Origin of the sequence: Acidisoma silvae (assembly GCF_020618775.1) — a bacterium.
GTDB lineage: Bacteria > Pseudomonadota > Alphaproteobacteria > Acetobacterales > Acetobacteraceae > Acidisoma > Acidisoma silvae.
The window spans coordinates 49,928-72,869 of record NZ_JAESVB010000017.1 but is presented as its reverse complement, the minus strand read 5'-3'; the positions used below and the strand labels follow the sequence as shown (position 1 = coordinate 72,869).

19 protein-coding genes and 1 pseudogene are annotated in these 22,942 nt (G+C 56.3%); 2 read left to right on the top strand and 18 right to left on the bottom strand.

The window, feature by feature from the left end; translation table 11 throughout:
• Positions 1-36 precede the first annotated feature (36 nt).
• Positions 37-867 (bottom strand): hypothetical protein, encoded by an 831-nt coding sequence (locus ASILVAE211_RS21610; RefSeq protein WP_227323445.1) that lies wholly within the window; start codon positions 865-867, stop codon positions 37-39.
• A gap of 390 nt (positions 868-1,257) precedes the next feature.
• Positions 1,258-1,848 (bottom strand): hypothetical protein, encoded by a 591-nt coding sequence (locus ASILVAE211_RS21605; protein WP_227323444.1) that lies wholly within the window; start codon positions 1,846-1,848, stop codon positions 1,258-1,260.
• A gap of 632 nt (positions 1,849-2,480) precedes the next feature.
• On the opposite strand from ASILVAE211_RS21605, the pseudogene ASILVAE211_RS21600 reads away from it, so the two are divergent.
• Positions 2,481-2,966, top strand: a pseudogene (locus ASILVAE211_RS21600) (MFS transporter); the annotation flags it as partial.
• A gap of 235 nt (positions 2,967-3,201) precedes the next feature.
• On the opposite strand, the gene ASILVAE211_RS21595 reads toward ASILVAE211_RS21600, so the two are convergent.
• The 9 genes from ASILVAE211_RS21595 to ASILVAE211_RS21555 all read right to left on the bottom strand — a co-directional run bounded on the left by ASILVAE211_RS21595 (position 3,202) and on the right by ASILVAE211_RS21555 (position 13,279).
• Complete coding sequence (locus ASILVAE211_RS21595) at positions 3,202-4,467, bottom strand: SfnB family sulfur acquisition oxidoreductase (RefSeq protein ID WP_227323443.1); 1,266 nt, start codon at positions 4,465-4,467, stop codon at positions 3,202-3,204.
• Positions 4,468-4,491: 24 nt separating this feature from the next.
• The gene (locus ASILVAE211_RS21590; RefSeq protein WP_227323442.1) at positions 4,492-5,265 is read right to left on the bottom strand and encodes an ABC transporter ATP-binding protein; all 774 of its coding nucleotides are present in this window, start codon (positions 5,263-5,265) and stop codon (positions 4,492-4,494) included.
• A 13-nt stretch (positions 5,266-5,278) separates the two neighbouring features.
• On the bottom strand, positions 5,279-6,622 hold the full coding sequence (locus ASILVAE211_RS21585) for an ABC transporter substrate-binding protein (RefSeq protein WP_227323441.1): 1,344 nt from the start codon (positions 6,620-6,622) through the stop codon (positions 5,279-5,281).
• 23 nt (positions 6,623-6,645) lie between these two features.
• On the bottom strand, positions 6,646-7,644 hold the full coding sequence (locus ASILVAE211_RS21580) for a branched-chain amino acid ABC transporter permease (protein WP_227323440.1): 999 nt from the start codon (positions 7,642-7,644) through the stop codon (positions 6,646-6,648).
• 2 nt (positions 7,645-7,646) lie between these two features.
• A complete protein-coding gene (locus ASILVAE211_RS21575; protein ID WP_319799617.1) occupies positions 7,647-8,507 on the bottom strand; it encodes a branched-chain amino acid ABC transporter permease in 861 nt (286 codons plus the stop codon).
• A gap of 33 nt (positions 8,508-8,540) precedes the next feature.
• Positions 8,541-9,347, bottom strand: coding sequence for an ABC transporter ATP-binding protein (locus tag ASILVAE211_RS21570; RefSeq protein ID WP_227323438.1), 807 nt, complete (start codon positions 9,345-9,347; stop codon positions 8,541-8,543).
• A 9-nt stretch (positions 9,348-9,356) separates the two neighbouring features.
• A complete protein-coding gene (gene sfnG / locus ASILVAE211_RS21565) occupies positions 9,357-10,478 on the bottom strand; it encodes a dimethylsulfone monooxygenase SfnG (protein ID WP_227323437.1) in 1,122 nt (373 codons plus the stop codon).
• 26 nt (positions 10,479-10,504) lie between these two features.
• Positions 10,505-11,077, bottom strand: a complete 573-nt coding sequence (msuE, locus tag ASILVAE211_RS21560) for an FMN reductase (RefSeq protein ID WP_227323436.1) — start codon at positions 11,075-11,077, stop codon at positions 10,505-10,507.
• A gap of 84 nt (positions 11,078-11,161) precedes the next feature.
• A complete protein-coding gene (locus ASILVAE211_RS21555) occupies positions 11,162-13,279 on the bottom strand; it encodes an aliphatic sulfonate ABC transporter substrate-binding protein (RefSeq protein WP_227323435.1) in 2,118 nt (705 codons plus the stop codon).
• A 552-nt stretch (positions 13,280-13,831) separates the two neighbouring features.
• Here ASILVAE211_RS21555 and ASILVAE211_RS21550 point away from each other — a divergent pair.
• Positions 13,832-14,476: a pyridoxamine 5'-phosphate oxidase family protein gene (locus tag ASILVAE211_RS21550; RefSeq protein ID WP_227323434.1), complete on the top strand. Its 645-nt coding sequence runs from the start codon at positions 13,832-13,834 to the stop codon at positions 14,474-14,476.
• A 654-nt stretch (positions 14,477-15,130) separates the two neighbouring features.
• Here the strand turns inward: ASILVAE211_RS21550 and ASILVAE211_RS21545 are convergent.
• The 7 genes from ASILVAE211_RS21545 to ASILVAE211_RS21515 form a co-directional block, all read right to left on the bottom strand.
• Positions 15,131-16,045 carry an ABC transporter substrate-binding protein gene (locus ASILVAE211_RS21545; protein ID WP_227323433.1) on the bottom strand — a complete coding sequence of 305 codons (915 nt, stop codon included), beginning with the start codon at positions 16,043-16,045 and terminating at the stop codon, positions 15,131-15,133.
• Positions 16,046-16,090: 45 nt separating this feature from the next.
• Entirely contained in the window at positions 16,091-16,756 is a 666-nt protein-coding gene (locus ASILVAE211_RS21540; protein ID WP_227323432.1) for an ABC transporter permease, read from the bottom strand.
• A 4-nt stretch (positions 16,757-16,760) separates the two neighbouring features.
• Positions 16,761-17,402, bottom strand: coding sequence for an ABC transporter permease (locus ASILVAE211_RS21535; RefSeq protein WP_227323431.1), 642 nt, complete (start codon positions 17,400-17,402; stop codon positions 16,761-16,763).
• Positions 17,399-18,511, bottom strand: coding sequence for an ABC transporter ATP-binding protein (locus ASILVAE211_RS21530; RefSeq protein ID WP_227323430.1), 1,113 nt, complete (start codon positions 18,509-18,511; stop codon positions 17,399-17,401). The genes ASILVAE211_RS21535 and ASILVAE211_RS21530 overlap by 4 nt, the downstream gene beginning before the upstream one ends.
• 814 nt (positions 18,512-19,325) lie before the next feature.
• Complete coding sequence (locus tag ASILVAE211_RS21525; protein ID WP_227323429.1) at positions 19,326-20,348, bottom strand: ABC transporter permease; 1,023 nt, start codon at positions 20,346-20,348, stop codon at positions 19,326-19,328.
• The gene (locus tag ASILVAE211_RS21520) at positions 20,345-21,844 is read right to left on the bottom strand and encodes a sugar ABC transporter ATP-binding protein (protein ID WP_227323428.1); all 1,500 of its coding nucleotides are present in this window, start codon (positions 21,842-21,844) and stop codon (positions 20,345-20,347) included. Before ASILVAE211_RS21520 ends, ASILVAE211_RS21525 begins: the two co-directional genes overlap by 4 nt.
• Positions 21,845-21,918: 74 nt before the next feature.
• Positions 21,919-22,908 carry a substrate-binding domain-containing protein gene (locus ASILVAE211_RS21515; protein ID WP_227323427.1) on the bottom strand — a complete coding sequence of 330 codons (990 nt, stop codon included), beginning with the start codon at positions 22,906-22,908 and terminating at the stop codon, positions 21,919-21,921.
• Positions 22,909-22,942 lie beyond the last annotated feature (34 nt).

The window sequence follows — 22,942 nt, the reverse complement described above, 5'->3', positions numbered from 1 at the left end:
AGGGGGCGCTGGCGGAAGTCCTGGCCCAGACACGTGTTACAATACCGTCTCGGCGACTTCGAACTCTGCCGCTTTGACGACCTGATCGATTTCAGAGTTAAGAAGCTCGATCGGACGCCTCCAGTTGCCTGCCATGGTATTGGGGGTCGTAAACCACATAGCAATCTGCCAGTCGGACAGTTTTTCGCGCAGGTATGCCAAGACCTTCTGAATTTCCGGGCGCGGTTTGCCTTCGGTGAGATCCAGCTGAAACAACGGGTAGCGCACGACGGCTCCGTCGTTTATGGCAAAAATCTTGCCCGCACGGAGCCATTCATGAGCACGCGAGGAGGGGTTTTTGGACTTGCTGCCGGTTAACTCCGCCAGTTCCGGTGCGGTAACGCTGCGATACTCGCGCAGAAACGCCATGCGCAAGTCTTTCCACCGTTTTGCTTCAGCCTCGTAAATATCGTGCGGCCCGGAGGCAAGCTTCCGGCTTGGGTCATGACTGGCCTCGCCCTGGATAATCTGCTCGATCGCCGCAAGCGCACGAGCGGCACCCTTCTCCCGGATGAGCGAGGAGACCTTGTCGAGAATCGCTCTCCTCTCCGGATTTGACCAAGTGCGGTCGTCGGATCGTGACCGGGCGACCCTTGTGGCGGTTTTCTTCTGAGGCGCGGCGGCCTTCTTAGCCGTTTTGGCGAGAGCGCGCTTTTCCGAATCGTTGGCGATGCCAAAGGATAGCTTCTTCCTTTGGGCGGCTTTGGAGGCGGCAACCTTGCGCGTTACAATGGCGCGGGTCGTCGTCTTTTGCGGCGATGCCTTTGGGCGAACTGGTTCTCTGACCATCACCTCGTCCCCGTCACTCTTGCGAACCGCTCGTGCCATGCCACTGCCTCCTTCTGATTTATCTTATCTATCTGAGATGTCTGAGGCAAGTGCTCGGTCACGTTTTGAGAGCATGGCGGCGCCCAAAGACACGCAGCGAAACCGCGGCCAAAAGCGCCATTTCGTGCCATAGGCGCGCAATGTGGCTTGTTGCAGTCTCGAGCCACGATCATCGCAAACCTGACGGTCTTCTAGGTCGGTGAGCAGAAAATTCAAGCGCGTAGCGCGGGCATGCGCGGCAGCGGCGCTGGTCTCGCGCAGGCTGTGGGGCGAAGCCCTGCAGGCGAGCGGACCCGCGCTGCGCATTCGTGCTTGCCAATTACCCGTTGGACCAGGCGATGGCAGTCGAGCACACGAGGAGGTGGAGCCCGGAGGCCCCACCCGGCCCCATCAGCTGAGGGCATCCATCTGGAGGGCTGCGGTCTGAGCGCCGACGCTGCGGGAAAGGGCGATGGGCGCCTCATAGGGCTTCCACTGCTCCCCCGTGAGCTCCTGGAAGGCATGGACGGCGCCCGTTGCGGCGGCGAAGAGGGCGAAGGCGGTGAGACCGGCTTGAGCCGCGAATTCGCGGGCGCGTGCGGCTTTGCTGCCGAAGCCGGAAACACCGTCCCGATCTTCGTCGCGGTCTTCGTTGGTGAGTTTCATGGTGAGCTCGCGGGCGACGGTGACCTTGGCGGAGTAGAAGGTGGCGGCGCCGAGGGCCGAGCCGACGAAGGCGCCGACGACGCGCTGGAGATGGATGCGCAGGCCCGTCTCGTTGATGGTGGAGGAGAGGACCTTGGTGGAGAGGCCAAGCTGGCCTTCGGTGGCCGCACGGACCTCGTCGAAATCGACCGGTTCGAGGCCGAAGGCGGTGGAGAGCTTGTCGGCCTGACCGGCACTGGGCGTCAGGCGGGCGACGAGATCGAGGGTGATAGCCTGGCGGTTCCGCGGGGCGCGAGCGGGCTGGGGTGCGGATTTTTGCGCGCTCTTGATGGCCATCGGATGGGTCTCTCTCCAAAAGCCGGGGGATCGTAGAGCCCGATGCCCTGCATCTCCGCCTCGGTGCGGATCGACCAGGCCGGGTAAGGCGAAGGCTGCCCCCCCTGAAGGACGGCAGTTGTCGAGGTTCCTTGAAGGCTGGACTCGACCTTTTCGTGGTCGGGATGTTCCTTAAAGGGTGTGCATCGGTCCGGTAGAATCTCCGCCAGAGGCGACTGGGAGACATCCACCAAACCCCAATCGTTCCTGCAGGGGCAGGCACTGATCCGAGGTGCATCCACGACAACCGCGCCGAATAGCGTCTGGATCTTTCGGGTCCTGTTATCCCGCTGGCGTTGGAGTTTCATGCAGTCATGGCAAACGCAGGCGCATGTGGTGAACTCCTCCATCTGGGTTTGCAGGATCAGTCGCGCCAGTTCTCCGAGAAGCTCCTGCACTTCTGCCAGCGTCAGGCCAATCTCCTCTGCCGTTAGCCCGACGACCCGTCGTTCAAGCCTGCCGACTTCGATCGTCTCCACGTCTCCCCACCCGCTTTTGGCCTCGAGCTTGAGCACCCATTCCGTGACCGCCCCCATATCGCCGAAAGCCGCGATCTTCCTGGCCCGGCAGCATTCTGACCAGAATTTTTTTGACTCCCTGCCGGCCCCTTTGCACTTGGATGCTTGCGGGCCGCGCCCGCCGTCGGCGCCTTGGCAATCTCCCTGCTGCTCGCCAGACATCCCATTGGGCGGCATGCTGGCCGCCTTATGTTTGGTGCGGTCGCTCTCTTCGGGATCGCAACCATCATCTTCGGGCTCTCACGATCCTTGCCGGTGTCGATCGCCGCGCTTACCGTAGTGGGGGCGGCCGACGTGGTTAGCGTGGTCGTGCGCTCCAGCTTGGTGCAGCTGCAAACGCCGGATTACATGCGCGGCCGAGTTTCGGCAGTGAACATGCTATTTATCGGCACATCCAATCAGCTCGGCGAGTTTGAAAGCGGAACCTTGGCCGCGCTTGTCGGCGCTGTTCCGACGGCCGTCGCAGGCGGCATCGGGACACTGGTAGTAACCCTCCTGTGGATGGGTTTCTTTCCGACCCTCCGCAAACTTGACCGGCTGGAGGCAACGTCGGAAGACTAAACCCGATTTCTTCTCGCTCAACCCATGCCGCCAGATGGCAAGGTTGCGCTCGCCTCTACTATTTCGGGAAAGCCAAGACCGCCTGCTGGAACTGCGCCGCGCTTTCCACATGCGGCGCATGCCCTGCTCCTTCGAAGGTGACGAGGCGGCCATTTGAACTCACTTTTAGAAGTGACCAAAACCTCCCGAAGCAAAGCTCACTTGTAAACTCACACCACCAAAATACTCGGTTAGTTTAGCTCCAGGCGTGTAGAGGCGGGTTCACCCCGTTCAGATAGTAGTTGCCAAGGATCGCGTATTTCCAACGCACGGGGTCATGCAGGGTGTGAACGCGCGCATTCCGCCAATGACGGTCTAGCCCATGGGCGGCAAGTGTCGAACGTGCCCCAGCCAACTCGAAGAGCTTGCTACCGGCGGCAACTGCGAGTTCCGTGCTGAGAACCTTAACAGCCGCCACGGCGATCTGCGCTTTTGCGACCGTCTTCTCAGTCGGGTCTACGACAGCTCTGTCGATCGCTTCGCCGGATTTTTCGAGAAGGGCTTGGGTCGCTGTCAATTTGAGGCTCAGATCCCCGATCGCCTGGATGGTATAAGGGTCTTGCGACGCATGTTCGACATTCGCATCGATCCATGGGCGGGATGACGACCTTACGAAGGCAATCGTATCTTCGATCGCCGCGCGTGCGATGCCGGTATCGACGGCCGCCTGAATGACCTGGAAAATCGCTCCATCTGCCGTTGGTTTATCGTAGCCTTTGTAACCCGGAACCAGATGGGTCTTCGGAACCCGCACATTATCGACGATAACGGTACCGCTCAGCGTTGTGCGCTGCCCGAAACTGGACCAGTCGTCGATGACGGTCAAACCCGCATCATCCCGTTTGGCGATCGCATACCATGCCCGGCCTTCATCATCCAAAGCCACAATTGGCACCAGATGCGCCAAAACGGCTCCAGTCGAGTAGAACTTCTTTCCGGTTACGATAACGTAGTCGCCCTTATCGACAAACTTCGTCTCGAAATCGGCAGCACGCTTGGACCCGAACTCAGAGAACGCATTTCCAAATCGCGTGCCTCTCAGCACCTCTGCGAAAAGGAGCCGTTTTTGGGCTTCATCGGAAACCGTTCGTATCGCGGCGACGACACCAAGATGGTTCTGAGGAATTTGCCCCAGAGAGGGGTCGGCTGCAGAGATGATTTCAATGACCTTATTAAGCGTGACATAGGACAAGTCTGGGCCGCCATAGGCTTTCGGCACGTTTATCGACCAAAGGCCGCTCTGAGAAAACGCATCCAGTTCTTCGACAGGCCAGATGCGCTCGCGATCACGCTTTGCCGCGCCCTGATTGAATGTCTCCGCCAGCCGATGCGCGACCTGAATGGCCTCCGCGTCATCCCTAATGACATGAGCTGGTTGCGGTAGCTTTGGTAAACCCGGAACATGGCGCGCCTTGTCGTTCGCGGTCGCCTCTGCGTTTTTTTGTAGATCCGGAACCGTCATGGGGCTCTCCTATGATTGCGTATTTTATATCGATGCTGTCTCGACAATTTTCTCACTCACCAAGCCTAGGTAAGCGCTGAGAATATCGTCGCGGGCCAGTAGGTCCGCCGTTGGACCGCCACTTGCCAAGCGACCGTTCTCCAATACGAAAGCGCGGCTGGCGTAATGCAGCGCCGATGCCGCATTTTGCTCGGCCAGCAGAATAGTTAGACCATCATCGCGATTGAGCTTCGCCAATGTCTCGAATATTTCTGCCGCAAGAAGCGGTGCCAAACCCATCGAAGGCTCGTCCAGGAGAAGAAGGTTTGGGCGAGCCATAAGCGCTCGCCCAATGGCCAGCATTTGTTGTTGCCCGCCCGACAAAAGACCAGCAGGCTGCTTGGCCTTGGCCTTCAGCGACGGGAAGACCTCATAGACGCGACCGAGGTCATCTTTCGCGTCTCCACGACTGCTGCGACGACCGAGTGCACCCGTCAGCAAGTTCTCCTCGACGGTCAGGAAGAGAAAGCAATGTCGTCCTTCCAAAACTTGGACCAACCCAGTCTCAACTAAGCGGTGGGTCGGTACGCGCTCCACGCGCTGCCCGTCGTAGATGATGTGCCCCTTCGACAACCTGCCGCGCTTGGCACGCAGAAGGTTTGATATCGCTCGCAACAACGAAGTTTTGCCCGCGCCGTTGGCCCCCAACAAAGCGACGATCTCCCCTTTCCAAATTGAGAAAGATACGTCTTCGACGGCCAGAATAGCCGGCTCGTAGACCACAGAGAGGCGCTCGAGTTCCAATAGTGGCGCGGCCATATCCTTGGTCTCCTTAATTGGCCGCCGCTTCTTCCGTGCTGCAGACACGGGGGGTTATGTGGTTCTGAGCCGCATATTTATTGGCGGATGCTTCGATGATCGGCCTCAGAATTGCCCAGTCCGGCGCGATCCAATCACTGATCCGATTCCACTCTTTGCCGTTCCATTGTTGGAATGTGATATAGCCATGACCCTCGTGGTCATTGCAGGTCACATCAATCGAATGAAAGAGCCCAGCTGCACCGAGCGCTTGAACCTTTGCCACACTCAGATCCAGATGCTCGAAGCCCCACCGCACCTGGTCTCCGGTCAAGCTATGATTGCCAAACTTAGCCTGCGCAATGCGGACCGCTTCCACATTCAAGATACCGTTCACCACACCAAGATTGTAGTAGACGCTGCCGACGCGGGCCGGGTCAGACATATTTCCTTGATGTGCTTTGTAGATGATATTTTGGATCTGTTGGATAACCGGATACCGCGTGCCAGTTGCCTGGGTAGTGAGTGCGATATAGCCCTTTGCTGCGTTGCCTGCGGGCCGCGCGTCTTCCTCCGAATTACTCCAGACATTCCCGATGATGTGGTCCGCCGGAAAGCCGACTTCCTGTGCAGACTTTAACGCAACCGGGTTCATAACACCCCAGCCACGGAGGACAACGTAATCGGGCCGAATACGACGAATCTGCAGCCACTGTGACTGCTGCTGTGTTCCCGGATCCGGGACCTCGATCTGTTGCAGTTTGAAGCCATATTTCTTTGCCAGAAGCTGATAAATTGGAATCGTCTCCCGGCCATAAGGCGAGCCATGATAAAGAACGACAATCGACTTGCTGCCCAGCTTCTCGTCACCGCCCGATTTTGAGCCGATGAAGTTGATGATCGCCGAGGTCTCGCTGTAAGGATTCATCAGCAACGGAAAGACATAAGGAAACACGGCGCCATCGGTTGAGTCGGTTCGACCATGATCGATTGTGATCAGCGGAACCTTGTCGGCCGTGATGTCGGGTATCATGGCATAGGCAATACCAACGCTGAGCGGATTCCAGGCCGACGGAGGGGGCACATGGCTCTTCAGCCGCTGATAGCATTCAACACCCTTCTCGACGACATACTGGGTCTCGCATTCGCTCCAGGTCAGCTTGACGCCGTTAACACCGCCGTCACGGGTGTTAATCAGGTTCATGTAATCGATGAAGCCACCAAAGAATCCCGTGCCGCCTGCGGCATAAGGGCCGACCCGATAACTTTGCAGCGGAAAATACTGCTGATGTGTCGGTGTTTGCGCATGAGAGGTTAAGGGCAATCCACCGATTGCCGTTGCCAAAAGCAAGGACGCGAGCGTTCCACGAAGTTTCATTTTTGCTTTCCAGAAAGTGGTATCTAGGTTGTCGCTTTTCGGTTCAGCGAAAAGCGGGCGAGCAAAGCCGAAAGCCCCTGGGGCTCAAGGCGGAGAAAGAGAATGATCAGGGCGCCGAGAATTATCTTCTCTGCGAGGTCGACATAGCCGCTGTCAAAATTGGGGCCCAGAAGAGCGGCGCCCCCACGCGAAAGGAGAAGCGGCAATACAACCAAAAAGGCTGCGCCCAAAAAGGCGCCGCGGATACTGGCTAGGCCACCTAAGATGATGACGAAGAGAATCTGGAAAGAGTGATCCAGATCATATCCGGCGGGCTCGATGGTGCGGACATAGAGATAGGCCCAAAGAGCGCCCGCGATACCAATATAAAACCCGCTGATCGCGCAGGCGATGAGCTTTATCTTAAGGACATTGATACCCAAGACCTTCGCGGCGAGTTCATTGTCCCGAACGGCCAGGAAGCTTTGCCCCACCCGGCTGCGCACCAGCGCGATTGCGAAGACGGTGAGGATCGCGGCTACGGCTAGAGCAAGTAAATAGCGCTCGACGGGCGTTGATACCTGGAATCCGTCAATGAAGATCGGCGGCGCGGTAATGACGCCCGACGTGTCGCCGCCTTGGAACCAAGGGAAGGTTGTAAAGACCCATTGGACGAAGAACTGGGCGGCTAACGTTGATATAGCCAGGTAGAAACCACGCAGCCTTAATCCCGGCAACCCAAATACAAGTCCCGCGACGGCTGTAATCAAACCAGCACCCGGAAGAGCAACAAGGAATGGTAGATGCGGCACGTAGAGCAACAAGTCATAAGTGCTGAAAGCGCCGATCGCCATGAAAGCCGCGCTGCCAAGCGAAACCTGACCGGCGTAGCCTGCGAGGATATTAAGCCCCAGTGCTGCGAGGCTGACGGCAATGAACGGAATTAGGATCGCATTGAATAGATAATCGGATTTAATGAATGGCACTGCGACAAGAAAAACGCCAAAAATGGCAAGTGCGGTGACGTCACGTGAACGGTTCATCGTCAGACCCGCTCCACGCTACGCTGACCAAAAAGGCCGGTCGGTTTGATGAGTAGGAAGGCAAGAGCAAGGGCATAGGCAATCCACTGGTCAATCCCGCCGCCAATGAATGGACCGACATACACCTCCATCAGGGTTTCGGTGAGACCAACGAGAAGTCCGCCCACAATGGCGCCAATGATGGAATCAAATCCACCGACCACCAAGACTGGCAATGATTTGAGGACAACTAAAGAGAGCGAAAACTGCACACCGGTTCGAGCGCCCCAAAGCAAACCTCCAACCAGGGCAATGAAGCCTGCGACGCCCCAGGTGATCGCCCAAATGCGGGGAAGTCGAAGACCTGTGTTCAAGGCAGCATACTGATCAAAGGCGGCTGCTCGGAATGCGAGACCCACACGGGTATATTGTAAAACAACGCCCAGAACGGCAACAATCGCGCCTGCAACGCCAGCACAGAAGATATCGAACTGGCTGATTAAAATCGAATTCAATGGCAGCGGAACATCTGCGATCCCCAGATCAAGTTGATGAACTTGAGTTCCCCAAACGAACTGAGCGCCGCCCTCAATGATGTAGGACAATCCCAGTGTCGCCATGAATAGCGTGATTGGGGGCTGATTGATGAGTGGACGAAGCACAATCTTCTCGATCAAAACGCCCAACAGAACCATAATGGCAAGCGTCAAAACAAAGGCGATCCAAAACGGCAGACCTTCTTCATGTAGGCTCACGAAGGTAAGCGCCGCAAATAGCAGCATCGACCCTTGGGCGAAATTTAGGACGCCGGATGTTTTATAAATGAGCACGAAGCCTATAGCGACGAGGCTATACATGACGCCCGCCAAAAGGCCGGATATCACGACGCCTATAAGAAAGGACCAATCCACTGCTTGTTACTCCGCCGCCAACTCTGTCACGATTTCTGCCACCGGCGCGTGATTGACCCCGAGATAGGCCTCGATAACTTTGGGATCTGTCTGGACCTGCTCTGGACTGCCGTCGGCGATGCGAACACCGTGGTCAAGCACAGTGACATGGTCAGAAATAGTCATCACCAACTGAATGTCATGTTCCACCAATACGATGCTCGTATGCCATCTTGCCCGGGCATCTAGAATGAAATGAGACATTGCTTCCTTCTCGCTCCGCGACATCCCAGCCATGGGTTCATCCAGAAGGAGAACCGTTGGCTCTGCCGCGAGTGCACGAGCAAATTCGACGCGCTTTTGAACACCGTAGGGTAGAGAGGCAATTGTTCTGTCTAAGAAAGGTGTCAAATGCAGCTGCTCCGCCAGCGCTCGAGCGATTTCATGCGATCGCTTTGCTTCCCTCCGGGCACGTGGCAAGTGAAACACCTGCTCCAGAGTGCTCGCTCGTTTTTGATGGCTTTGGCCCATCTCAATATTCTGAAGGACTGACAATCCTTTGAATAAAGCGATATTCTGAAATGTCCGGGCTACGCCAAGCCGGGCAAGGCGCTCGGTCGGCAGGGTTTTGAAGGACTGCCCTGCCAGAAAGATCGCCCCAGAGCTGGGGATGTAAACTCCAGTCATGACATTCAAAAGAGAGCTTTTGCCGGCGCCATTGGGTCCGATGATGGCGTGAATATTTTCCTTTCGCACAGTGATACTGACGTCGCGCAGCGCCGCAACGCCACCGAACGACAGGCTCACATCACTCAGTTGAAGAACAGGTCCCATCGAACTCGCTTATTCTGCTGCCGTTGAAAGCTGCCGCGCCGCTTCCAACTCGCGCACCAAGGGAATGACTTCCTTGCCGAAAAATTCGACCTCTTCCTGAAAATGTAGAAAACCCAGCAGAATGAGATCTGCTCCTGCGTCCTTAAGGGCAAGCACGCGCTCAGCGACTTGATGGGGTGTTCCAATCAGATTCGAACGGAATCCGTCATTGTATTGCACGAGATCTTCGAAGCTGGATTTGGCCCAGTTTCCTTGGCCTTCCGGAGAAGCTTTGCCTGCATTCTTGACTTCATGACCGAACGCATTGACGGCCTCCGGATTCGCTTTTGCGATGATCTCGTTGAGAACCTCTCTCGCCTCGCTTTCGCTCGCGCGAACGATGGCGAAGGCATTCACGCCGACCTGCACCTTGTGCCCATTCTCGGCAGCTTTACCCTGAATGTCGTCAACCTGCTTTTTGATCTCTTCCGGTGTATTGCCATTGGTGAAATACCAATCAGAGACACGGGCAGCCATATCCCGTGCCGCGCGCGACGACCCGCCCTGGAAGATTTCCGGTTGGGGATCAAGCGGCTTGGGCTTCAATGAGTAGTCACTGAACCGATAAAAATCCCCACGAAACGTAAAGTTATCTTCAGTCCAAATCCCGCGAAGAGCTCGGATGAATTCCTCGCTGCGGCGATAACGTTCGTCATGGTCGAGCCAATGTTCACCAATCGCCGTAAACTCGCCTCTGAACCAACCGCTAACGACATTCACAGCGATGCGACCATGACTGAGATGGTTGATCGTGGCGATCTGCTTTGCGGCGACGGCCGGATTCCAAGGACCGGGCAGCAAAGCCGCAATGACCTTTAGCTTCTCGGTGGCTGCAAGAAGCGCTTGGCTAAAGGACACCGGTTCATGCTGGAATTCTGCACCATATCCAGCGGTAAAGCGGATCTGGCTGAGAGCATATTCAAATCCATTTTGTTCCGCGATCTGAGCAAGCTTTCGATTATAGTCAATGTCCCAACTGGTGCGCTGCTCGATGTCACTGATCACTAAACCGCCGGAGACATTCGGGACCCAATACGCAAATTTGAGTGGATCACGAACGATCGAGTGACTGTTGTTTGTGCTGTGGCTCATTGTGCTTTCTCCTTAGAGAGATTAGTTCAAACGGCAGAGACGAGCGGACGCACATGCCCGTGCAATTCGAGAAGTAGCGCTATTTGTGTTCTCGCTTCTGCTACCACTCTTTCAATGCGTTGGCTTACGACGGTGTTGTTAAGTCTATATTCAGAAAAATCTTGCTCAACTGCGTAAATTGCCGTCGGCAACGATAGCGCGTTGAGAAAGCCAAAAAGCGGACGCAACTGATGTTCAGTCACAAGCCCATGGAGTGGCGTGCCGCCAGTCGCCGCCAGGATGACAGGCTTACCAATGAAATAGCGGTGATGCACCAGATCGAACAGATGCTTGAGAGCCCCTGTGTAGGAGGCGCGATAGACCGGCGTGCCGACCACGAGCAAGTCCGCCTGTTCGACACTTTCAACAATCTGCGCGCTTCGTCCATGCAGATCTTCACGCCGAAGAGCGGAGAATAGAACCGGCGCTTCTTCGGACAACTCGATCAGCCGAGTTTCGAAAGCCGGATCCTGCCCCAGCTGATCCAGGATTTCTCCCACCAGTGATGCGGTTCGGGAAGGGTGATTGACACTCCCCGATATTCCAATAATTTTTACCATTTTCCGTCCTCTATCGAGAGAACACTCCGAACCGCCAAACGCTTGCGTGGGGGCCTGATGTCCAAAAATGTGTTGAGCTTGTCATCATAGTGACAACGTCGCGCGACGACCTTGAGCGCCTGCGCCGAAAACCGCGTCATGAACAGATATGGATTTCGGCAAGAGTCCTAGAGAATAGAAATGGTCAGCGATCTTTTGCTGTTCCTCAATCACCTGCCGAGATAAAAGGCGCGCCCCGTGGGTCAGCCTATGGAACGCCACCTTCAGGGCTGATGCGTCCGTGCCGATCTTCTCTGAAAGAAGGTAGGCAGCTTCGACCGGTTGATTTGCCACAAAAAGCCCGGCCGCTTGCAGTTCCTGGAGCAGCACAGAAAGCAGCTCTTCCATATTGGCTATGAAGCGCTTGCTCGCGAGGTAGAATTGATGATTTTGAACAAGGCCCGAGCCATCAGTGAGGACGCGGAGTTTGCGTGCCTGCTGGGCCATTTGCAGCAGAGGATCCCAGAGAGCCCATACGTCCGCGCCTCCTCCGTCGACATAGCCAGCAGCGTCTGACGGCTCGGCATAAACACATTCGATGTCGTCAAACGACAGACCGGAAGCCTCCAGGGCTTTCACGACCAGGTAGTGAACATTCGAGCCACGACTGAATTTAATGCGTTTGCCGCGAAGGTCGCCAAGTGACCGGATTGTGCTGTCGTGTGGAACGACGAGGGCGACGCTCTCGGGAGCCGCTGGTTCATGTGCAACGTAAACCAACGGCGCGCCAACCGCTTGAGCAAAGATCGGCGGTACGTCGCCTGTCGCGCCGAAATCGATCTCGCCAGCATGGAGCGCGGCAAGCAGTGATGGACCGGCTGCATAGCTTGTCCATCGGATGCTGTAGCCCTTTTCCGCTAGGGTCTCATCCAGACTGCCAAGCGCCTTCAAAACACTCAAGGTGCCAAAGCGTTGATAGCCTATTCTCAACTCTCGCTTTGTGGATGGGATACTGTCTTTGCGCCGCCGTGTGATTGAACCAAAGTTGGCCAACTGAGTCCGAAGCGTGTTTCGGCTAACACCCAGAATATCCGCGGTTCGCACCTGATTTTGGCCTGCAAAGGCGAAGGCCGACGTGACGATGCTTTTCGTGGCGCGATTGAAGACATCTGGTTCTGCCCTGGAATACGCTTCCCTCAGCAAGATCAGCAGAGAATCCTCGAACGTCTTATCGCCGGATGAGTGGGATTGCTCCACAATTCGCAGATCTTCCGGGCCGATAATGTCACCCGCTGCAAGGAAGACCGCATTTTGAATTGTATTCTGGAACTCTTTCATGTTTCCCGGCCAGGAGTGGCGACGGAGAACATCGATTGCAGAAGCGCTGATTTCTGATACTGGCTTTGCTAGCAGGTCGCCATGCAGTCTCAAGAAATGGAAGGCCAGAGAGGGAATTTCTTCCACGCGACTCCGCAAGGGCGGAATCGTCAGGTTGAAGACATTCAGCTCAAAATACAGCTCTTCGTTGAAGAGGTTCTCGTCAATCGCTTTGCGCAAGCCGGGAGTTGACGATGCGATAACGCGAACATCCACAGGAATAGGGGTAATTGATCCCAGTCTTATGACTTCGCGTTGTTGAAGAGATCGCAGCAGTTTCAGCTGTGATGAATAAGGGAGGGTTCCCACCTCATCGAGAAACAGTGTTCCGCCATTTGCTGCTTCAAACCACCCACGCTGACCGGTAAACGCGCCCGGAAAAGCGTCTTTCTCATAGCCCAGAAGGTCCGCATCTGCTGACATATCGGACAATGCCCGGCAGTTTACGGCGATAAAAGGACCATGGCAGCGGCTACCTGACGCATGGACATGACGTGCCGCCGTCTCTTTTCCTGTGCCAATCTCGCCAATGACAAGAATTGGTGCGTCTGCTGCCGCTAGGCGCCGCAGCGAAGCGTCCAAACCTTTCGCAGCGGAAGGCGCAAAGAAAATGGGCACGCCCGTAGTGGACAGTGCGCTAGCGCTTGCGGCCTGGCCTTTTGTCAATGTGGGACGGAAAAGTATGGCCAACTCCATTGCACTATTTTTATAGTTTAAATATAGAGTAATACTTATTAAAACGTTATTTATTAGATTTATATCCATATAACGTTCATCCTCAACCATATTCTGGCGATAGTGCAGCATAAAACCGTAAAATGTTGGATATGCAGCAACAGACCGCATTATTCACGGCTTTGATGTGTTATTTATTGTAGGGGTTCCGCCTAAACCTTCGCTGTAGCCGGTGCCGTAGCGGTTTGCGTCGAGGGACGATGAACTCATGACCAACCGGAGTGCGGTAAACCCGCCTGCGACCTACCGGATCAGCCTTTTGCGGCGTCCGCTTCAGCAGGGTCGGGAAACTCCTGCGCCATTCCCTTTCGGCAGCTAAATGCGTTGGTCACGCCTGCAAGAGCGGCCTTTCGGGGAGAGGCCAACATCGAGCCCGGCACCGTCAGTTTAACGCTTATTTCAATATCTGAAATTGAGCCGCGCAAAATCGCTAGTTCTGCCGATTGTCGGAATGCGATAGCTTGGCTTCGTTGAGGTGGGGAGCGCACACTTAGCAGCAACAAGGACATGACCGCCGAGGCGCAAATAGTCGAGGCGAAGCGTTTCGCGCTGGCAATTGGGCAGCGATAAAACGCGGCTGCGGTCAGCCACCGACTCAATGAAACGACCATTTTAGCTGGAAAGTGGTTGGTGCTATGTCAGCCCTAAAGAGAGAGAAAGGCTATGTCTTACGGTTTTCTGGATCAGATGGTGACGCCCGGCGTAAGGGCTATGCAGACCACCATGGGCACAGACAAAGTCTGGGCAGATTTTAGAGGCCATCGGGAATTCGGCCGCTTTGGCCCGGACGAGGCGGCTTTCATCGGCATGCGCGACAGTTTCTACATGGCGACTGTGGGCGAAAGCGGATGGCCCTATATTCAGCACCGGGGCGGCCAACCTGGCTTTCTCAAGGTAATAGATGAAAAGACGCTCGCCTTTCCCGACTACCGGGGGAACTTACAGTATATATCGCTCGGCAACCTTAGCACCGACAACCGGATCGCATTGATCCTGATGAACTATCCAAGTCGGTCGCGGATGAAGATCTTGGCACATGCGGAAAGCGTCTTACTGACAGAAAGGCCGGAGCTTGCGGCACAAGTGCTCGACCCCGCGTATAAGGCTAAGGTGGAGCACATCATTCTCCTACATTTGGTGACCTTCGACTGGAACTGCCCGCAGCACATCACACCGCGTTTCACCGAAGCAGAAATTGAGGAAGCCATCAGTCCGCTACGGAAGCATGTCGATGACCTCGAAGCCGAAGTGAAGCGCTTAAGTGAAGCGCTTGCGGCGGAGCAGAAAAAACAGTGTGATCCCATTTAGCAGCTGAACTGCGCAATCAATTTTTCTGGCACCGAAAACCATACAGAGCGCCTTTAAGGGGATTTTCCTCAATCTGTGGGCAAAACGGAGGGGGGTCTTGCAGCACAGCCATATCGATGGTGGCCTGCAGCCAGGAGAAAGCCATGAAAATCGAGTGGAACCTTGATCTTGGCCTTAAGACGCTGGATGCACGGCGCCAGGGAATAGAATGGATCGCCCTGATGACTGGATGAAGGAAGCGCACAGCTTTGGCCACTACGCTATACGCCGCTTCGTCTTGACTTTGCGCAATGGACATAGCCGAAGTTCGCAGCGTCATTGTCAAGAGATAGAGCAATATCCAAGTCGAGGCCAGATCAACTGACTGAAGACGGTGAAGCGCTCCATGTATGGGCGGGCCAACAGAGATCTCCTGCGAGTTCGCATGTTACCACTGCATCTGCCCATAGTTTGAGGGAGACGCCTTTTGCGTCATATCGACAACAGGCCCCATCATTCGTAGGCGCCGCGCAAGGCAACACTTTGGGGCGAGCCAATAGCGATCAACAACTAAAAACGGCGCCGCCATTTCAAATGACGGCGCCGATGACATAGGCCTTTGGCTACTATCAGTCGGGCCTGAACTCGAGATTCGCTAAAAATGCTTCGGCACAGTTATTGAATTTTGTGAGCCCTTAGCCAGTCATTTGCAACTTTCTCATAGCTTACATGATTAGCAAGTTCCGCATTCATCTTGACCAGATCATCCGTGGTCAATGCAGCGGAGACGGCATCCAATGTCTTGGTCACGACGAGACTCACCTTTGCGGCCGCGATGATCGGCACGACATTCTGTGCCGGAAACAGCGATTTCGGATCGCTTAGCGCGACAAGATGATCCGCTGACATCGACGGATCGGTCGAATAAACGTCTGCCGCTTGAATCTGGCCGTTGACCAGTGCTGAAAGTGTCAATGGGCCCGCCTCGTCCAAATCTTTGAAGGATTTAAAAGTCACTCCGTAGATTTTGGTAAGACCGACAGCACCCTCCTCACGCGTCTGCCATTCCGGCGCTCCGCCCGATACCATTTCATCGGCGACTGGATTCAAATCGGCGATCGACTTCAGATGGTACTTCGCAGCTGTCGCCGCCGTCACCGTTACCGTATCGGCGTCCTGGGCAGCAGATGGCGTCAGCATTGAAACACCCTTGGGCAGCGCGGCTTTCAGCGCGGATACGACATCGGATGGTGAGCTCGCTGTCGCATTTTTATCGAGATATGTCAGCATGCTGCCGGAATATTCGGGCAGCAAGTCGATGGAACCATCCTCCAACGCGGGGATATAAACCTCTCGGCTGCCGATATTCATATGCGTCTGTACCGAAAGACCAGCGTCCTTCAGGGCCTTGGCATAGATCGTGGCGATCAACTGGCTTTCCGGAAAGTTGGCAGAGCCCACGATGATGGTACTCTTCGAATGGCGCTTCGGCACGGGCGAGCCGAAGGGATCGGCCGCAAGCGCAGGCAATGTCGTCACTGACAGGGCGGCGCAGGCGTAGATTGCCCGGCGCAGGATGGTCATGGTCATCTCAGCGATCCTGATGAGGTTTTAGGAAAAGACAGAAACTTCGCATCAGCGGACCAGCCCCCGGGACAGGGCCAAGCGGGATGCAAGAGCAATGGCAAGGTCGACGGCAAGCGTGAGAAGACCGACCAAAATCGCGCCAGCGACCATTTCGTAATAGTCGCGCTGCGCTAGGCCATCGATAATAAGTCGGCCAAGGCCACCCAGCGACACATAGGCCGCGATTGTTGCCGTCGAGATGACCTGGAGGGCTGCGCTTCTGATGCCTGAGAAAATAAGCGGCAGCGCGCACGGCAATTCCACATGTAGCAGAACACCCAACGGCGAATATCCCATACCGCGCGCAGCATCGACGGATGCCGGGTCTACGGCCGCAATACCAGCATAAGTATTTGTCATAATCGGAGGGACAGCCAACAACACCAGCACGATGAGACAAGGAACCAAGTAGGCGAGATCCGACTTGAAAACCGGCCCAAACAAGATGACCAACATGACAATCAGGCCGAGGCTAGGCAGCGACCGCAACGCGTTTGCGGTGCCTGCAACTATCACCACGCCACGCCGCGTATGCCCCACGTAAAGTCCAATGGGAAAGCCGATCAGCAGGGCAATAGCCAATGCCGCCGCGCTATAGATCAGGTGTTGTCCGATCAGCAGCCCGATCGCATCCGATCCGTTCCAATGCTGGGGATCGGTGAACCAAGGGATCACGATCTCATGTCCGCGGCTGCCAGCCCGTCAACTGACGCGTGATGATGAGAACAAGACTGTCGAGCAGAACCGCCAAGGCGACGCACAGAATAATTCCCGTAAAAATCGGTGTCAGGAAGTGCAGTTCCAGCCCTTCGGTGAAAAGCGATCCGAGCTGCGGCGTGCCGATCAGCGCTGCAATCGAGACGATGCTGACGTTCGAGACGACTGCCACACGCAGCCCGGCGCCGATGACCGGAACAGCCAGCGGCAGCTCAACACGGAAAAAGCGGGCAATGCGCCGGTACCCCATGGCGTTTGCGGCTTGCAAGACATCAGAAGACACCGCTTCCAGCCCGTCACAGACGGTCCGCACCAGCAAAGCCAGCGTGTAGACGGTCAGCGCTACTACAACATTAAGCGGATCCAGGATCTGCGTGCCGAGCACAAGCGGCAAAAGCACAAAGAGCGCCAGCGATGGGATCGTATAAAGAAGCCCGACTGTGCCCAGAAGCGCGGGCCGCAAAAAACCCGATTGCTTGACAAGCCAGCCGATTGGCACTGCGAGCACGAGTGCCACTAAAACGGGAATGACGGACAGGGCGACATGCCATGCAAAAAAATTGCCGATATCGTCGACTTCACCGGCGAGCCAATCGAAATTCACGGCCGCCCTCCCCATCCAGCGGCTTTCGCGCTCTGGATAGCCGCCACGACGTCCGAGAGACGCACCGAGCCGGCTAGCACGCGGCCCGCATCCACGATCACGCCGCGGCCGGACGGCGCGCTGAGCGCTGCATCGAGCACCTGCCGCAGGCTATGGTCCTGAGATGCCAGCGTACCGCTAAGATTGAGATCGCTTTCCCGTAGGGGACCGCTCTGACGGTCAAGATCAACCCAGCCAAGCGGTTGGGCCGCAGCATTGACAACCAGTATCCACTGGTCCTTCGCGACAATGCGGGCCGCCGCCGCCTCAGTTCCAAGCGCGACTACGGGCTCAATCATCACGGCCAGGGACGAAGCGGCATCGACAAAGCTCAGATAGCGATATCCGCGATCACGCCCCACGAAATCAGCTACGAAAGAGTCGGCAGGATTGGACAGCAGTTCCTTGGGGGACGCGACTTGGGCTAGGACGCCGCCGGTGCGCAACACAGCGACCTGGTCGCCCAACTTCAGCGCCTCATCGATGTCATGCGTCACCATGATGATCGTTTTGCCGATATCGCGCTGCAGCCGCAGAAACTCTTCCTGTAGCTGGTGGCGCACGACTGGATCGACTGCGCTGAACGGCTCGTCCATGAGCATGAACTCAGGATCGGACGCCAGCGCGCGCGCCACACCCACGCGCTGCTGCTGCCCACCAGAGAGCTGCCAGGGATAGCGGTTGCCGAAAGAAAGATCCAGTCCCACACGCTCCAGCAATTCCGAGGCGATGAGCAAAGCCTGCTTTTTGGCGATGCCTTTCAGCCGGGCGGTCGTCGCGATATTTTGCACCACATTAAGATGCGGAAAGAGCCCGGCGTGCTGGATAACATAGCCGATCTTTCGCCGCAGCTGCGCGAGGTTCATCGCCTCCGTCGGCTGGCCGTCCAGCAGGATTGAACCCGAGGTTGGGGCGATAAGCCGATTGATCATGCGCAGAGACGTGGTCTTGCCGCAGCCGGACGGGCCAACGAAAATCGTAATCCGCCCTTTCGGTGCCTCCAGCGACAGATCATCGACTGCAATCGTGCCGTTGTCATACCGCTTCGTGACGTTCTTGAAGACGATCATATAACTGAAACCAGAAGAGAGGCCGAGATCGAAAGCATGACTATCCCGGCGCTAAAGCAACGGCTGCAATACGCCGAAGCGACGACCAAGACTCGCCTAGAGGTTTGGACTGACGCAAGGTTGGGCGAGCGCATAAGACGCGATCCAGCGGGGCACGATTTCAGCAAAGCAGTCCTCGCGGCGGGCGCCAGCTCGAATGAAGATGGGATTCTACATCGTTAACAAACGCCCACCCGTCAATACCTTTTTTCGGCAGTGCATTTAATTTAAGTTTTGCACAATTTTTGAGCGCGCCTTCTTTTTGGGCAGATCTTTCGGGCTGAGCCGTATGTCACGCTGTATCGAACATTGCGACGCGGAATTGGAAGATTAGCGTTAAATTCTGAAGCCAAGATGCAATGACGCAAAGCGTTTAGATTGAGAATGAGCAAAATGAGCTGCTGCCAATTTGAGACTGCGTGACATGCAACGTCACAGGCACACTCGGCGTCCGCAAACAGAGCTTTTAGCAAGCTGCCCATGGAACAGTGTGGCTGACCTGCACGGATTCCTTAGCCTATTGGGCAACGGTCACGCCGGCGCTTAGTCTGATATTTGCTGTTAGATTAAGACTGAAACACTATGTATTCTCATATAATGCGTAGCTCATTTTGAGAACGTCGATGATTCCCAGAAAATCATGCAGTACAACACCAGGGTCAAGACATGAATGCACTGACCGCCCCGTGCCGCAGTTTGAGGAACAGGATTGGTCACCGTCCCGACAAAACAAGGCAAGGCGTCGCTTTCTGCCCTTAGAGCCCACGTCGATCCCTTATGGCAAGCCGACGCCCTTGGTTCCCGCCCGACGTTGCTGGATAACGACAGCGACGACGAGAAGTGCACCCTGTGCAATATCCTGCCAAAAACTGTTGACATTCAGGATGATCAAACCGTTCTCCAGCACACCGAGCAAGATGACCGCGAGAATCGTGCCGACGATCGTGCCACGCCCGCCCTGCAAGGCGACACCACCGAGCGCCGCCGCGGTAATGGATTGCAGCTCCAGACCTTGGCTGCCAGATGTTGGCTGCCCTGACCCGGTGCGGGCCGTCAGCAGAATGCCCGCCAGCGCGGCGACGAGCCCCACCAGCATGTAGCATCCAACGATATACCGGTTCAGCGGAATGCCGGCCAGACGAGCCGCTATGGCATTGCCACCAACGGCGTAGATATTGCGACCAATATCCGTAAAATGCAGCATCAATTGCACCAATAATGCCACGACAAGCAGAATCCAGATCAGCACGGGGACGCCCACAATATCGCCGCGCGCCAGAAAGACAAAAAGATGGTTCATTCCTGTATAGCCCTGCGCGCGGCCATCCGAGATGAGATTTGCAGCCCCGCGAAACGCCGCAAATGTCGCTAGCGTTGCGATGACGGCATTCACGCGTCCGTAGATGATCACAATACCGTTAAGCAGTCCGAGGCAAAGACCGAGGACGAGGGCTGCTGCAATTCCTGCCAACGCGCTGCCAGTCGACATGAAAACCATTGCCGAAACGACGGAGGTCAGCCCCGCCTGGCTGCCAACTGATATATCGAGTCCGCCTAACAGCATTACGACGGTTTGCACCACCGCCAACACACCGACGATGGCGATGGTCGTGCCAATCGTCGCGATATTGCTCGCATAAAAAAAATTGCTGTTTTGCACGCCGATAAAAATTACCAGCAGGACCAGCGCCAGTATGAGGCTCATATTCTGCACGCCGACAACCGCAAGGATACGTCGTGCCAATATAAAGTTGGCTCCACGTGCTGCCTTGACGGGGGTTTGTGCGGAAGTTGTCACGCTGCATTCTCCAATATAGCGAGGCTGAGTATCTTTTCTTCTGTCGCCTCAGCTCGACTTATCTCCCCGCGGATACGGCCACCTTGCATGACAAGGATGCGGTCGGCCAAACCCAGCACCTCCGGCAATTCAGAAGATATCACCAAGATGGCGCTTCCCTGGGCCGCGAGCTTGTCGATGATGGCATAAATATCGGCCTTGGCGCCGACATCCACGCCGCGTGTTGGCTCGTCCAGGATGAGCAATTTCGCTTCCCGCGCAAGCCATCGTGCGAGGACCGTTTTCTGCTGGTTGCCACCGGACAACGTGGCAACTTCTTGATCGATCGTCGGTGTGCGTACGCGGAGTTCCTGAACATAGCGGCGCGCAATACGCCCTTCTTCTGTTCGGCTGACGACCCGCCAGCGCTGGAGACGGCCAAGAATGGCGAGGCAGATATTGTCCCGCACCGAGCGCTTCATCAGCAGGGCTTGCTGCTTGCGCTCTTCCGGCGCCAGCGCCAGGCCCGCCTTCACCGCGTCCCGCGGGGAGCGAAGCGTCAGCTGCCTGCCTTCAACCTCAATATGACCAGACGCAATGGGTGTATCGCCGATAATGGCATGCGCGAGTTCAGTGCGGCCTGCCCCAACCAGCCCGGCGAGCGCCACGATTTCTCCTGCGCGCACATTAAAACTCACACTCGTCACATCCTCAGTGGTGATATTGTGGAGGCTCAACACGGGAGCCCCCACGCTGCGGGGACTGCGTGGAAAAAGTGCAGAGAGATCACGCCCTACCATCATCCGCACCAGTTCAGGCTCATCCGTCTCTGCTGCCTGCCGTTCTCCCACCGAGGCGCCGTCACGAAGAACAAGGATGCGGTCGGCTATACGGAAAATCTCCTTCATGCGATGCGAGACATAGATGACGGCAATGTCCTCGGCCTTCAGTTGCGCAATGAGGCGGAATAGGCTTTCGACCTCATGATCTGAGAGTGAGGACGTCGGCTCGTCGAAAGCGATAACGCGCGCGCCACCGGTGAGTGCACGGAGAATTTCGATGACTTGCCTTTGCGCTGGCGATAGGCTTCGTCCGAGCTGTGCGGGGTCCAGCACGCCGGTAAAACCGTAACGGGCCAAATCCTGCTCCAATTGCGCGCGCAGCCCGGCACGGTCGAAAATGCACCCGCGCCGCGGAAGCGCCCCGGCATAGACATTCTCGGCGACCGAAACATCGGGGATAATCTCCGGCTCCTGCGCCACTACACGCACCCCGGCCGCACGCGCCGCCTGAGGCGTCGCGAAGACTACGCGCTGTCCGTCCACGGTAATATTGCCGCCGTCTGGCTGATGCACGCCGCTCATCAAGCGAAGCAAAGTAGACTTGCCCGCGCCGTTCTCTCCCATCAGGGCCAGAACCTCTCCAGCGCGGGCATTGAGTGACACGCCGCGAAGCGCCTGAACTGGGCCGAAGCGCTTGGCAACGTCATCCATGTGCAGGAGCACAGCACCTGTCATTGCTGAGGTTCTTTCATTATCGGAGATAAGGAAAACGGGAAGTCGCGCGTAGAGCACGCCTCTCCGATTCAGACCTAGCTGCAGCCGCCCATGACGCCCTTCCAATTAGCGGGTGTCACGATCGTCGTATTGGCAATCGTTTTTGCTGGGAGCGGCGTGTGATTACGGATACTTTCTACCAGAACTTTGATGGCAGCACTTCCGACATCGTGACCACTGATAAAAAGCGCAGCCTTGTTGCCTGACGTCTGGCCCGCCTGCCAATCCTTGCAAGTGAGATAAGCACCAAGCCCGACGCCGATGATGTTGTCCGCAGGCAGGCCCGCATTGGCGAGCGCCGTTACAGCACCTGTCTCGTTCTCATCGTTACAGCCCCAGACCACCCAGTGCTTGATTTGCGGATTAGCCGTGACAACGGCACCGGTTCGGTTCTGGGCATCAACCACGGAATTATCCGTGCCGATCTTGACGATCGTTGGCACATCCCCGCCGGCGGCCTTGAATCCATCTTCTTCGCCGTGCTCGCGGTCCTGGCAGACTGAAAGCTGTTCTTCGAAGGCGGCCGCCACACGGGTTGTCGATGCCGTCCAGCCAGCTTTCTTATATAACGCGCCCGCTGCTTGCCCAACCTTATAGCCCATCTGATAACCATCGAAGCCGACAAAAGGAGCAAGCGACCCGGTGCCGCTTTTAATCGGGTCATCAGAGGAGACAAGCGGAATCTTGGCCTGAGTCGCCATGTCGATTACCTGCGGGCCTATCTGCTGATCCGGCACCACGATGGCGATCCCGCTCACCTTCTGCCCGACCATGACATTCATCGCGCTGATGGCGGCATTTGCGTCCATCTGAACGTTGACAACATTCACTTTGACATGGCCGAGCGCTTTGGCCTCATCCTTTGCCCCCTGCGCCTCATCGACAAAATACTGCTGGTCGCCTTGCTTTTGGATATAGGCGATCGTCAATGACGGATCCTGGGCGAAGGCGGCATGCGCCCCTGCCCCGCCAAGCCCCGCTGCCACGGCAAGCGACGCTGCAAGTCGCCAAATGCGATCAGACATAAGCCACTCCTTCTGGACGTTTCTTATCATTGTT

What these genes read in the sequence shown, in the direction of transcription:
- ASILVAE211_RS21610 (WP_227323445.1), bottom strand. Translation starts at nt 867, where the DNA reads ATGGCACGAGCGGTTCGCAAGAGTGACGGGGACGAGGTGATGGTCAGA.
- ASILVAE211_RS21605 (WP_227323444.1), bottom strand. Translation starts at nt 1,848, where the DNA reads ATGGCCATCAAGAGCGCGCAAAAATCCGCACCCCAGCCCGCTCGCGCC.
- ASILVAE211_RS21595 (WP_227323443.1), bottom strand. Translation starts at nt 4,467, where the DNA reads ATGACGGTTCCGGATCTACAAAAAAACGCAGAGGCGACCGCGAACGAC.
- ASILVAE211_RS21590 (WP_227323442.1), bottom strand. Translation starts at nt 5,265, where the DNA reads ATGGCCGCGCCACTATTGGAACTCGAGCGCCTCTCTGTGGTCTACGAG.
- ASILVAE211_RS21585 (WP_227323441.1), bottom strand. Translation starts at nt 6,622, where the DNA reads ATGAAACTTCGTGGAACGCTCGCGTCCTTGCTTTTGGCAACGGCAATC.
- ASILVAE211_RS21580 (WP_227323440.1), bottom strand. Translation starts at nt 7,644, where the DNA reads ATGAACCGTTCACGTGACGTCACCGCACTTGCCATTTTTGGCGTTTTT.
- ASILVAE211_RS21570 (WP_227323438.1), bottom strand. Translation starts at nt 9,347, where the DNA reads ATGGGACCTGTTCTTCAACTGAGTGATGTGAGCCTGTCGTTCGGTGGC.
- sfnG (WP_227323437.1), bottom strand. Translation starts at nt 10,478, where the DNA reads ATGAGCCACAGCACAAACAACAGTCACTCGATCGTTCGTGATCCACTC.
- msuE (WP_227323436.1), bottom strand. Translation starts at nt 11,077, where the DNA reads ATGGTAAAAATTATTGGAATATCGGGGAGTGTCAATCACCCTTCCCGA.
- ASILVAE211_RS21555 (WP_227323435.1), bottom strand. Translation starts at nt 13,279, where the DNA reads ATGCGGTCTGTTGCTGCATATCCAACATTTTACGGTTTTATGCTGCAC.
- ASILVAE211_RS21550 (WP_227323434.1), top strand. Translation starts at nt 13,832, where the DNA reads ATGTCTTACGGTTTTCTGGATCAGATGGTGACGCCCGGCGTAAGGGCT.
- ASILVAE211_RS21545 (WP_227323433.1), bottom strand. Translation starts at nt 16,045, where the DNA reads ATGACCATGACCATCCTGCGCCGGGCAATCTACGCCTGCGCCGCCCTG.
- ASILVAE211_RS21530 (WP_227323430.1), bottom strand. Translation starts at nt 18,511, where the DNA reads ATGATCGTCTTCAAGAACGTCACGAAGCGGTATGACAACGGCACGATT.
- ASILVAE211_RS21520 (WP_227323428.1), bottom strand. Translation starts at nt 21,844, where the DNA reads ATGACAGGTGCTGTGCTCCTGCACATGGATGACGTTGCCAAGCGCTTC.
- ASILVAE211_RS21515 (WP_227323427.1), bottom strand. Translation starts at nt 22,908, where the DNA reads ATGTCTGATCGCATTTGGCGACTTGCAGCGTCGCTTGCCGTGGCAGCG.